The sequence below is a fragment of the Kovacikia sp. CALU 1929 genome, assembly GCF_056784235.1.
Genome location: NZ_JBXBCF010000058.1, coordinates 36,037 through 48,771 on the forward strand (window position 1 = coordinate 36,037; position 12,735 = coordinate 48,771).

General features: G+C 49.5%; 7 protein-coding genes. 6 read left to right on the forward strand and 1 reads right to left on the reverse strand.

What is annotated here, in order from left to right; all coding sequences use genetic code 11:
* Positions 1–37 precede the first annotated feature (37 nt).
* The 5 genes from AC1S52_RS07360 to AC1S52_RS07380 all read left to right on the forward strand — a co-directional run bounded on the left by AC1S52_RS07360 (position 38) and on the right by AC1S52_RS07380 (position 10,631).
* Positions 38–5,260, forward strand: coding sequence for a PAS domain-containing protein (locus tag AC1S52_RS07360; RefSeq protein ID WP_482028374.1), 5,223 nt, complete (start codon positions 38–40; stop codon positions 5,258–5,260).
* Positions 5,261–5,420: 160 nt separating this feature from the next.
* Positions 5,421–6,602, forward strand: a complete 1,182-nt coding sequence (locus AC1S52_RS07365) for a transaldolase (RefSeq protein ID WP_482028375.1) — start codon at positions 5,421–5,423, stop codon at positions 6,600–6,602.
* 163 nt (positions 6,603–6,765) lie between these two features.
* Complete coding sequence (locus AC1S52_RS07370) at positions 6,766–9,303, forward strand: glycogen/starch/alpha-glucan phosphorylase (protein WP_482028376.1); 2,538 nt, start codon at positions 6,766–6,768, stop codon at positions 9,301–9,303.
* A 107-nt stretch (positions 9,304–9,410) separates the two neighbouring features.
* The gene (locus AC1S52_RS07375) at positions 9,411–10,049 is read left to right on the forward strand and encodes a histidine phosphatase family protein (protein ID WP_482028377.1); all 639 of its coding nucleotides are present in this window, start codon (positions 9,411–9,413) and stop codon (positions 10,047–10,049) included.
* 210 nt (positions 10,050–10,259) lie between these two features.
* A complete protein-coding gene (locus tag AC1S52_RS07380) occupies positions 10,260–10,631 on the forward strand; it encodes a cyclic nucleotide-binding domain-containing protein (protein WP_482028378.1) in 372 nt (123 codons plus the stop codon).
* Positions 10,632–10,835: 204 nt separating this feature from the next.
* Here the strand turns inward: AC1S52_RS07380 and psaK are convergent, their stop codons facing one another.
* A complete protein-coding gene (psaK, locus tag AC1S52_RS07385; RefSeq protein ID WP_482028379.1) occupies positions 10,836–11,096 on the reverse strand; it encodes a photosystem I reaction center subunit PsaK in 261 nt (86 codons plus the stop codon).
* Positions 11,097–11,300: 204 nt separating this feature from the next.
* Between psaK and AC1S52_RS07390 the strand changes: the two genes are divergently transcribed.
* Positions 11,301–12,518 (forward strand): acetate kinase, encoded by a 1,218-nt coding sequence (locus AC1S52_RS07390; RefSeq protein WP_482028380.1) that lies wholly within the window; start codon positions 11,301–11,303, stop codon positions 12,516–12,518.
* Positions 12,519–12,735 lie beyond the last annotated feature (217 nt).

Here is a 12,735-nt window from a genome sequence, read left to right on the forward strand (position 1 = left end):
AGCAGCTCTCAGATCAACGCCAAAAGAGACTCAGACTATGCCAGCGAGACACCCAACCATCTGGGGCAGATTGCTCCGTCGCAATCTCCCTTTGCAGGCAGTTCTCATGGGTTCAGTGGCGCTTCAGGTATTAGCCGTAACCGGGCTGACCGGGTATTTTTCATTTCGTAACGGGCAGGCTGCCATTCACGACCTCACCGTTCAGTTACGCAATCAAGCTAGTGTCGGTATTCTAAATCGCCTTAAGCCCTATTTAGCGGCTCCCCATCAACTGAATCAACTGAAGGCGAATGCGGTTCGATTCAACCATGTCAGGCTCGATCGCTTTGATCCTCTACCCGCCTATCTGTTGTCCCAGCTCCAGGTATTTGATACGGTCACAAACACAGGCTTTGCGACCACCACAGGAAACTACATTTCGGTTGGGCGACAAATTGACGGATCGTTTTCTAACCCCGTGATTGACCGATCGCAGGAAAAATTTTTCCGCTACGGGCTGGATCAACAAGGAAAGCGAACTGATGTCTTACAAGTTTCACCTTACCGCGACCCCCGGATGGATGACTGGTATCGTCAGGCGCTCAAAGCAGATCAGGCAATCTGGAGTCCAATTTTTACCTGGACATTTAAGCAGTTTGGGATTGGGTTAATGGCAGCCCAACCAGTCTACGATGAGGCGGGAAAGCTAGTTGGAGTAGCAAACTCTGGGCTGGTTCTGGATCACATCAGTGGGTTTTTGCAAGATCTGAAAATTGCCAAACTGGGCAAGGTCTTTATTCTTGAGCGTTCTGGCTTGTTGGTTGCCTCTTCTACAGGCGAGTCTCCCATCCGTAAGTCCGCTCATCAAACTACCACTGAGCGCATTGCTGCTTTTGAGAGTAATGATTCCTTGCTGCGTCTAACTACTCAACATGTGATGGAACAATTTGGCAGTCTGTCGCAAATCCAGAAGGCGCAACAACTTGATTTCAAAATTGCTGGAGAACGGCAATTTGTTCAGCTCACCCCCATTGTTGACCCGCGAGGCATTGACTGGTTGGCGGTGGTGGTGGTTCCTGAATCGGCATTTGCAGAGCAAATTTATGCCAATACCGAAACCATGCTCTGGCTTTGTCTGCTGGCACTGCTATTATCCACAGGACTGGGCTTGTTAACCGCTCGCTGGCTTGCCGGTCCGATTCGCCGCTTGAGTCAGGCATCTAAAGCCCTATCAGAAGGAAACCTTGACTACCGGGTCGAGAGTCAACATAGTACGCAAGAAATCAATGCCCTGGCTCAATCCTTCAACCAGATGGCTCAACAGCTTCAAGCCTCCTTTGCTGCCCTGCAAACCAGCGAAACCAGCTTTAGAAACCTGGCAGCCAATGTGCCAGGGGTAGTTTTTCGCTACATTCGGCATCCCGATGGCTCCGATTCAGTTCTGTACGTGAGTCCTGCCTGCATTAAGATATGGGAGGTCGAGGCGCAGGGGATTGAGCAAAATCCTGCCATCCTGTGGGAGATGATGCACCCAGATGATTTACCCACCATGCAAGCCTCGGTCGCTGAATCGGCTCGGTCACTTCAGTCCTGGCACCAGGAATGGCGCATTACAACGCCCTCTGGACGGTTGAAATGGTTGCAAGGTGCCGCCAATCCAATCCTTCAGACTAATGGTGATGTGATTTGGGATACGGTAATCTTCGATATCAGTGAGCGCCAGGCGGCGGAGCAAGCGCTCAAGCTACAACGGGACTTTAATCAACTGATTGCCGAAATCACCAGTCGCTTTGTGGATCTCAGCCCTGCCGATCTGAATACCGAAATTGAACGCACCCTACACCTGATTGGTGCAGCGACCCAGGTTGATACCAGTTATCTATTCAGGTTTGACCAGGCTGCCCAGACCATGAGCATGACCCATGAGTGGTGTCAGCCGGGCTGTCCCCGCCACCTTTCCCTGGCGCAACATATTCCCCTGGCGGCATTTCCCTGGAGCATTGCCCTGGCTCAACGGCGAGAAGCGATTCAGGTGCCTTGCGTTGCTGACTTGCCTACGGAAGCGGCGATCGACCAGGCGGGTTGGCAACGGTTCAACATTGTCGCGATCCTGGCGGTTCCCCTAATTCAAAAATCCGTGGTCACTGGACTGATGGGGTTTGCCTCTTTCAAAGATCCCATCGTCTGGGAGGACGAAATGATCCAACTCCTGAGTGTGATGGGGCAAACCATCGCCAATGCCCAGGAGCGTACCCAGGCTGAACAGCAGTTATTCATGAGTGAAGAGCGATTGCGGTTAGCATTAGAGGCTGCCAACCAGGGACTCTATGACCTTAATCCACAAACCGGGGAGGCTGTGGTCAGTCCTGAGTACGCCATCATGTTGGGGTACGATCCGGCGACCTTTCATGAAACAAACGCCAACTGGATTGAGCGCCTGCATCCCGACGATCGCGAAACGGTTGCCAAGGTCTATCGAGACTATATTGCTGGAAAGTTGCCGGAATACAAGGTGGAATTTCGCCAGCGCACCCGCACCGGCGAATGGAAATGGATTCTCTCTTTAGGCAAGATTTTAGCCTGGGATGCCGCAGGTCAACCGCTGCGGATGCTAGGAACCCATACAGACATCGACGATCGCAAAGCCCTGGAACAGGAACTCACTGAAAACCAGCAGTTGCTCAATGCCTTTATTACCAGTTCCCCGGTTGGGATGTGCGTGATGGATGACCAGTTGCGCTACACGCTAATTAATGCAGCCCTGGCTGAGATAAACGGCATTCCAGTGGCTGCCCACATGGGCAAAACTCCCTGGGATATAGTACCGGATCTGGCTTCCCAGCAGGCAGAGGTGTTTCAGCGAGTTTTGGCTACCGGAGAATCGATGACTGAGGTGGAGGTTGTCGGGGAAACCCCTAAACGACCCGGCGTCATCCGCACCTGGCTGGCTTCTTACTTTCCCCTACGCTACGGATCTGGGCAACCACTTTGCATCGGCATCGTGGTTGTTGAAACCACCGAACGCAGTCAGGCAATGGAAGCATTGCGGCAAAGTGAAGAGCGATTCCGGCAACTGGCCGACAACATTCAAGAAGTCTTTTGGTTATCCGATATTGAGATCAATCAAATACTCTTTATCAGTCCCGCCTATGAGCAGATCTGGGGACGAAGCTGCGAGAGTTTGTATAAGAATCCAAAATCGTTTATCGATGGGATTCATCCAGACGATCGCCAGCGTGTGGTCAGTAATCTAGCCCATATCAGTGAACCGTTTGAAATTGAATATCGGGTAGTGCAGCCCACTGGAGCGATACGTTGGGTCTGCGATCGCGGGGTTCCCATTTTTGACGATTCGGGAAAGGTCATCCGACGAACCGGCGTGTCTCAAGACATCACTGAACGCAAGCTGGCTGAAACCCTCTTGCAGCAAACTGCCGAGCGGGAACGATTAGTGCGGATTGTAACCGAACGGATTCGCCAATCCCTCAATCTGGATGAAATTTTAACCACAACTGTAATCGAAGTCCGCCAAGTCCTGCAAACAGATCGGGTGATTTTGTTGAAGCTCGCATCGGATGGTACAGGCAATGTGGTGCAAGAGTCGGTAGAACCTAACTGGCAAACGATTTTAGGGCAAACGCTGTATGACCCCTGTTTTCAATCACAGTACATCCAGCAATATTTTCACGGACGAGTGCGGGCAACTGCTGACATTGATGATGGCAGCATTCAAACCTGCCATGCCAATTTTCTGCGACAGTTTGATATCCGGGCAAATCTGGTTGTACCGATTATCCAAACGGATCATTTGTGGGGACTGTTGATAGCCCATCAATGCAGTCAGCCGCGTCAGTGGTCTGAAGACGAAATCCAATTACTGAAACAACTGGCAGACCAGGTGGCGATCTCCCTTCAGCAATCTGAACTGTATCAACAGTTACAACAGTTAAACGTGGATCTAGAACATCAAGTTCAGCAGCGTACTCACGCACTCCAGCAAGCCCTGGAATTTGAGTCTCTGCTGCAACGGATTGCCGATAAAGTGCGAGAAACCTTAGATGAGCAACAGGTGATTCAAACGGCGGTGGATGAACTGGCAAGAGCGCTCCATACAAATGGATGCGGCATTGGCTTATTTGATTTAGAGCAGGAAACTTCCACGATTTGCTATGTAAAACTGGATGCGAATGTTTCCAGCCTTCACGAACGGGTGTTTCACTTCGCCAACTATCCCGAACTCTATCGACAACTGCTCTGGGGTGAACCCTTGCAATTGTGCGGTACGTTTGATCAACCTTACCCTACCCCACCCCAGCAAACGAAGGGGACGCTGCTCATTTGTCCGCTGCTGGATAACCGAAGTGCGCTCGGTGAGTTGTGGCTGTATCGGATAGGGGAGGCTGTGTTTGCCGATCCAGAGGTGCGCCTGGTGCAACAGGTGGCAAACCAATGTGCCATTGGCATTCGCCAGTCGCGTCTTTACCAGGCATCCCAAATTCAGGTGGAAGCTCTAGAGCAACTCCATCAGATGAAAGACGATTTTTTGAGTACGGTCTCCCATGAACTGCGATCGCCCATGACCAATATCAAGATGGCGATTCAAATGGTCGAGTTAAGGCTGCATCAACAACAGATTCATGACGATCGCCTGACCCAATATATCCAGATTCTGAAAGCGGGTTGTACCCAAGAACTTACCCTGATTAATGACCTGCTGGACTTACAACGCTTGGAAGCTGGAATGCAATCGCTAGAGTTAGAGAGCATTGATCTAAATTATTGGTTGCCGTCCGTTGCAGAACCCTTTAAAGCCCGCGCCCAAGAGCAATACCAGAAGTTAACGCTGGATTTACCCTTTAACCTGCCCCCCATTACAACAGATTTAGCCAGCTTCAAACGTATTGTCATGGAATTACTCCATAACGCCTGCAAGTATACGCCACCCGATGAACAGATTATTGTGACCGCCCAGATCAGGAATGCAATCCTCCACATTCAAGTCTGCAACTCAGGTGTCGAGTTGCCCCCCGAAGAATTGCCGCGTTTGTTTGAGAAGTTTTACCGTGTGACAGGTAGCGATCGCTGGAAGCATGGCGGCACTGGACTGGGATTGACCCTGGTAAAACGCCTGGTTGAGCATCTGCATGGCTCAATTGGGGTTGAAAGTGCAACCGGCTGGACCTGTTTTACCGTTGATTTACCGCTCAAAGCCCAGTTTTCTGAAAAATTGCTGCATGAAGGGATCAATTGCCAGTCCGTAGCCAACGAAACAATAGATTAAAGCTTTCCAATGGTAGCCTGCTATCGGAAAAATCCCCGGTTACTATTCTTTGAGAACCTCATCTTTGTAAATAGCGCTCAAGCTGTTAGTACATGATTAATGGCAAAACCGCTGGCATTTAACCAATGCAAATTCATCTGCAACCACCTGGGAGAAAACGATGGCTAAAGACCTGCTAGAGCAACTGCGCGAAATGACTATCGTCGTTGCTGACACGGGCGACATTCAAGCAATCGAACAGTACAAGCCACGGGATGCCACCACCAATCCCTCATTAATTACTGCGGCTGCCCAGATGCCTCAGTATCAGGAAATCGTCGATGAAACCCTGAAACAGGCAAAAAAGGATGCAGGCTCTGGTGCAGCCGTCCAGGAGATATTAACGCTGGCGTTTGATCGCCTTGCCGTTGCCTTTGGTAAGCGAATTTTACAGATCATTCCCGGACGAGTCTCCACTGAAGTGGATGCACGGCTTTCCTACGACACCAAAGCAACCCTGGAAAAGGCACGTTATTTGATCTCAGAATATGAAGCAGCAGGTATTTCACGCGATCGCATTCTAATTAAAATTGCCTCCACCTGGGAAGGTATCAAAGCCGCCGAAGTCCTCGAAAAAGAAGGGATTCACTGTAATCTGACCCTGTTGTTTGGTCTCCATCAGGCGATCGCCTGTGCCGAAGCAGGAGCCACCCTCATCTCTCCCTTTGTCGGGCGCATTCTCGACTGGTACAAAAAGGAAACCGGGCGCGACAGTTACCCGCCTGCCGAAGATCCGGGAGTGCTCTCAGTTACAAAAATTTACGACTACTACAAAAAGTTTGGCTACAAAACCGAAGTCATGGGAGCCAGCTTCCGTAACATTGGCGAAATCATTGAACTGGCAGGCTGTGATTTATTGACGATTTCTCCCAACCTCCTGGGTGAATTGAAAGCGAGCACTGGCGAACTACCCCGCAAACTGGACCCTGAGAAAGCTGCCACAGCGGAGATCGAAAAGATCTCAATGGACAAACATACCTTTGACCAGATGCACCAAAGCGATCGGATGGCATCGGAGAAACTGGCAGAAGGCATTCAAGGATTCACCAAAGCGTTGATAGCCCTGGAAAAGCTCCTGGCAAAACGACTGGCTTATCTGGAAGGCGAATCCACCATCAGCCATGCGGCTGGAGACCTCTTCCGCATCTACGATCTGGATGGTGACGGCTTCATCACCCGTGAAGAGTGGATGGGAGCCGATGCCGTCTTCGATGCCCTCGATATCAACAAAGACGGCAAAATTACCCCCGAAGAAATGGGAGCCGGACTGGGAGCAGCATTCCATTTAGCAGAAGTGGGGTAGGTGATAGGTGAGTGAGGTGTGAGGTATGAGAGTCATTGGTCAGTGGCCAACAGCGTAAAACTCTTAATTCTCAACTCAAAACTCTCAACTCAAAACTTCATCCCTATTCCCCCTTCCCCCTCATTCCTTTTCTATCCACCACCTACTACCTACCAACACCCCTATGCAGACCTTACCAAATGTTCCACCCGGCTGTCCGGCAGTTGCCGTGGAAGACGATCGCACTGGATTAAATATCGAAACCTTGAAACGGGCATTTCTGGACAATCTGTATTACATCCAGGGCAAGTTTCCGGCGATCGCAACTAAAAACGATTACTACATGGCGCTGGCTTACACGGTCCGAGATCGACTGTTTCAGCGCTGGATTGCAACGGCAGAAGCTTACGGCAGTCATGGAGCACGGACAGTCTGTTACCTCTCGGCAGAATTTCTATTGGGACCCCATCTGGGCAATAACCTGATTAACCTGGGGATTCTCGATCAGGTAAAGCAGGCGATCGAAGAATTGGGGCTTAACTTCCAGGAACTACTGGAGCAGGAAGAAGAACCTGGCTTGGGTAACGGTGGCTTAGGACGACTGGCTGCCTGCTATCTCGATTCCCTGGCGGCTTTAGAAATACCGGCGATCGGTTATGGCATCCGCTACGAATTTGGCATCTTCGATCAGGACATTCGGGATGGTTGGCAGGTTGAAATTACGGACAAATGGCTCCGGTTCGGTAATCCGTGGGAGGTTGCCCGCCCCGAATGGGCGGCGGAAGTCAAGTTTGGCGGGCACACCGAAACTTTTATAGATGAACATGGTCACTACCGGGTGCGATGGGTTCCCTTTAAGGTGGTCAAAGGTATCCCCTATGACACCCCTATTCTGGGTTATAAAGTTCACACCTGTAACACACTGCGACTATGGACTTCCGAAGCACCAGAGTCTTTCAACTTTGAAGCGTTCAACTCTGGCGACTACTCCGGTGCGGTTCATCAAAAGATGATTTCGGAAAACATTTCCAAAGTCCTCTACCCCAATGACAATTTGACCCAGGGTAAGCTGTTGCGCCTGGAACAACAATTTTTCTTTGTCTCTTGCTCCCTGCAAGACATGATGCGAATTCTGTCGCATCAAAACTTGCCAATAGAGCGGTTCCACGAAAAGTTTTCAATTCAGTTGAATGATACCCATCCCTCCATTGCCGTTGCCGAACTGATGCGGCTTCTGCTCGATGAATCCTCATTGGAGTGGGACAAAGCCTGGTACATCACCACCCATACCTTCGCTTACACGAACCACACCCTGCTACCGGAAGCACTGGAGCGTTGGCCCCTTGCCTTGTTTGGCAGTCTTTTGCCTCGCCATCTGGAAATTATTTACGAAATTAACCAGCGGTTCCTAGATGATGTCCGCATCCGCTATCCCGACGAACCCGATCGCATCCAGCGCATGTCCCTAATTGACGAGTCTGGTGAGAAATTTATCCGCATGGCAAATCTAGCCTGTGTGGGCAGTTTCGCCATCAATGGAGTTGCTGCGCTCCATACGGAATTGCTGCAAAGGGATGTGTTGCACGACTTCTATGAAATGTTTCCAGAGAAGTTCAACAACAAGACAAATGGTGTGACTCCCCGTCGCTTTATCGTCTTGAGTAATCCCCGGCTCTGTCATTTAGTCTGCGAAAAAATTGGTAATGGTTGGATCAAAAATCTGGACGAGCTTCACAAACTGGAAGAATTTGTCCATGATCCAGAGTTTTGTCGTCGGTTTCGGGAAATCAAACACGCAATTAAGCAGGATTTGGCTGATTACATCTGGGAAAATTACAACCTGGAAGTCAGCGCCGACTCCTTGTTTGATATTCAGGCAAAGCGCATTCATGAATACAAGCGCCAGCACCTGAACGCCCTCTACATCATCACTCTCTACAATCGAATTAAGGCAAATCCCGATCTGGATATCACTCCCCGTACCTTCTTGTTTGGTGGCAAGGCAGCTCCTGGCTACTACATCGCCAAGTTGATCATCAAATTAATCAACTCGATCGCCGAAGTCGTCAATCGCGACCCGGATATGAAAGGTCGCTTGAAGGTTCTTTTCTTGAAGGACTACAACGTCAAATTTGCCCAGCGCGTTTATCCAGCCGCAGACTTGTCTGAACAAATATCCACCGCAGGCAAAGAAGCTTCCGGTACGGGGAACATGAAATTTGCCATGAATGGAGCACTCACCATCGGTACTCTGGATGGGGCAAATGTTGAGATTCGTGAAGAAGTCGGGGCTGAAAACTTTTTCCTATTTGGGCTGACGGCTGAAGAAGTTTATGCCCTAAGAGCAAAGGGATACAATCCCTGGGACCACTACAACACGAATGCTGAATTGAAACTGGCAATTGATCGGATTGCCTCCGGGTTCTTCTCCCACGGTAATCCCAATCTGTTTAAGCCCCTAGTTGATAACCTGCTTTACAAAGATGAGTACCTGCTGTTGGAAGATTACCAATCCTATGTTGAATGCCAGGATCGGGCTGGACAGGCTTACCGTGACCAGGAAAACTGGACGCGCATGTCGATCTTGAACGTAGCACGCATGGGCAAATTCTCCAGCGATCGATCCATTCGCGATTACTGCAACGATATCTGGCACGTCAACCCCGTCCCAATTGCAATGGAAGAATATGCTCAGGCAAATGCAGCCAAAATGAAGATTTAGATCAGGTGGTGCTGAATAGTTGAGAGTTGAGAATGACCACTGATTAATCACTGCTTTCTCTCCCCTCCTTCCTCTCCCATTTCCTCAATCTGAATCAACCAAAACTCATGAGCTTGTACCTGCATTTTCTGCGGCACGGAGAAACGTTATACAGCCGTAGCGGGGGGTACTGTGGTGACCTCGACCCTGACCTCACCGCTGAAGGCATACTGATGGCAGAGGCATTTGCCGCAGCATACCAGGACATCCCCTGGACTGCTATCTATGTCAGCCCCATGAAGCGAACTATCGCTACTGCCAAGCCCCTTTGTGATGCAATTGGAATTGAAATGCAGCTACGAGATGGGCTTAGAGAAATTCGCTATGGCAAGTGGGAGGGGCAAACCCAAGAGTATGTCAAACAACACTATCTGGAAGCCTACATCGACTGGATGACCGAACCTGCGTGGAACGCCCCCACAGATGGCGAAACGGCTATTCAGATCGCCAGTCGCGCATCCCTGGTCATTTCTGAAATTAAGGAAAAATACAGCGATGGCAACATCTTGGTCGTTTCCCACAAAGCTACAATTCGCATCATCATCTGCAACTTGTTAGGCATTGATTTGGGTCGTTACCGCGATCGCATCGATTGTCCCGCTGCCGCGCTTAGCGTCGTTAAATTTGACCGCCACGGACCATTACTGCAACGCCTGGGAGATCGCTCCTACATGGGTGAAACTTTACGCTCTCGTCCCGGCACTTAAAGCTCAAGCATTCTCGACCCAATACAACTAACCAAAAACTTATCCAGGCGCTCATGAACTTATCCCCACCCAACTCATCCACACCCTCACCCTCACCCTCCACGACTCCTTTAAAGTTCACTTAACGTAAGAGTTCTAAGGTACTCCAGAGGGTCAGAGTTTAGAAGTGGAGACGCTCTGGCTTAACCATCACTAATGGAGTCAACAAAAATGTTAACCCCCGTCGAAACGGTTCAAATCTTTCAAAGTAAATCTGAACCTGAAGTCTTTTCTACTGGCGACGTAATTTTTGAAGCTGGTCAGCAAGGCGATGTCATGTATGGTGTTCTTGAAGGGCAAGTCGAAATGTCTATTAATGGAAAAGTGATTGAGACACTCCAGGTAGGCGATATTTTTGGCGAGGGTGCGTTAGTACATTCCGATCACTTAAGAACCTCAACGGCAAGGGCTAAAACAGCCTGCAAACTGGCAGTCATGAACCAACGGCACTTTCTATTTGCCGTTCAAGAAACGCCCGAATTTGCCCTGGAAGTAATGAGAAGCTATTCCGATCGCTTCCGCCGGATTAAAAATTTGCTCTAATTAATCGTTTGGTACTCCAGCTAGATTGTGAGGAAGAATTTCCGTAGAATCCTTTCTCACAAAGCTTCTCGTTCTCACCTATCATTTGGGACTGCTATATGCATATAAATTTGTTGTAAATCGCAACAGAAAAAACCAGGGAAGATTTCCCTGGCGATTGCTTTCAGCAAAGGTTCAAGAAGTTTTACTTCTTGTTAGAAGAAATTAAAGAACACCCAAATTTGTTAGCCCTAAAATGACACCTGCTCCAAGAATGTGCCCAAAGCAGAAAGTACCCACAACCGCAGGGGCACTAAATCCACCAAATAAATTTGAAGATGGCATTTCAGGACCAACATTTGGCTTTTGAACGGTTTGTTTCGCGATTACGATCGCCACAACGTTAGCCAGAATCATAATAATTCCAACCACCGGGCTCCAATCAGAAGATCTGGCAGCAACCGCAAGCAAAGTAGTAGTAAACAATTGACTATCTCCTCAGTCTCAAGAGTGTTTAAAATCTTTAGGGCAATATTTACCAGAGAATCATGTGCCACCGACATAGATTGCAGCAATAGTTAACATTTGCCAGGAAAAGTTCTTGCTTACAACCATTTCCCCTTGCATTCAATTTGAGTGGGAGATCGCCTGTTTCCTCTTCGTCTGTCCCATCATGAAACCAGCACCGGCATGAAAATTTTGGTATTGAATGCAGGGTCTAGCAGCCAAAAAAGTTGTCTTTACGAGCTTACAGACCGCTTCTCGCCAGACCACTCTACAACACCCCTTTGGGAAGCGAAGGTTGACTGGACTGGTCACCAGGGGGTTGTAGGCGTAGAAATTAAGACGGCAGCGGGGGCGGTCTTAAAAGAAGAAATTCAGACCCAGGATCGTCCTGCGGTCATGGCTCATCTGCTTAACACGCTCCAAGCAGGAAAAACCAGGGTAATAGAACAGCTTGCAGACATTGATGTCGTGGGACATAGAGTGGTTCATGGCGGAGAAGATTACCGCGAGAGCATTCGGGTAACTGCATCTGTGAAGGCAGCGATCGCCCGCCTGATAGCCCTTGCTCCCGCCCATAACCCCGCCAGTCTAGAGGGAATCGAAGCGATCGAGCATGTCCTCCCTGGGGTGCCCCAAATCGCTGTTTTTGATACTGCCTTTCACTCTCAGATGCCCCAAGCAGCAGCACGATACCCCGGTCCCTACGAATGGTTTGAGCAGGGCATTCGTCGCTATGGGTTTCATGGCATCAGCCACCACTATTGTGCCCACCGCACCGCTCAAATCCTGGAAAAGGATCTGCATTCTCTGAAGCTAATTACCTGCCACCTCGGCAATGGTTGCTCCCTGGCAGCCATTCATCAAGGTCGTAGCATAGATACCACAATGGGCTTTACCCCACTAGATGGCTTGATGATGGGTAGCCGCTCTGGTTCTGTTGACCCCGGTATCTTGATCCATCTACTTCGCCAGGAACATTCTACGGCTGACCAATTAGACCAATTACTTAATAAAGCCTCAGGGTTGAAAGGCATCTCTGGCATCTCCAGCGATATGCGCCAGGTATCTGAGGCAGCAGCAAACGGTAACAATCGAGCAAAGCTGGCTTTGGAGATGTATATTCATCGCCTGCGTTCAGGTATTGGTGCCATGCTGACCAGTTTGGCAGGACTGGATGCGCTTGTTTTTACTGCCGGAGTTGGAGAAAACTCTGCCCTGGTTCGGGCTGCGGCCTGTGAGGCTTTTGCTTTTCTAGGGTTGAAACTGGATTCGGAAAAAAATCAGCAACGACCAATTGACCAGGATATTGCTACGGCTGACTCCGCCATCCGCGTGGTAGTTGTGCGAACCCAGGAAGATTGGGCGATCGCAAAGGAATGCTGGAAATTAATGAAGAGCTAAAGCAGGAGAAGGGAAGCACCATAATGCTTCCCTCCAACGCGATCTAACTTCGTTGCTTGCCAAACACTGAACCAGATTTAAACCTCATCCAAGTTGAGAACTGGAGATTTTTCCCAGGAAAAAGTACAGGTTTCTAAGTTGGTGAGGGTTAGCCCAGCAGAACTTAGTTTAAATCTGCTGTTCTTAACTCTCAAGCCTTACACCGATCCAAGGATTG

Coding starts and splice junctions, on each gene's coding strand:
- AC1S52_RS07365 (WP_482028375.1), top strand. CDS start 5,421: ATGGCTAAAGACCTGCTAGAGCAACTGCGCGAAATGACTATCGTCGTT.
- AC1S52_RS07370 (WP_482028376.1), top strand. CDS start 6,766: ATGCAGACCTTACCAAATGTTCCACCCGGCTGTCCGGCAGTTGCCGTG.
- AC1S52_RS07375 (WP_482028377.1), top strand. CDS start 9,411: ATGAGCTTGTACCTGCATTTTCTGCGGCACGGAGAAACGTTATACAGC.
- AC1S52_RS07390 (WP_482028380.1), top strand. CDS start 11,301: ATGAAAATTTTGGTATTGAATGCAGGGTCTAGCAGCCAAAAAAGTTGT.
- AC1S52_RS07380 (WP_482028378.1), top strand. CDS start 10,260: ATGTTAACCCCCGTCGAAACGGTTCAAATCTTTCAAAGTAAATCTGAA.
- AC1S52_RS07360 (WP_482028374.1), top strand. CDS start 38: ATGCCAGCGAGACACCCAACCATCTGGGGCAGATTGCTCCGTCGCAAT.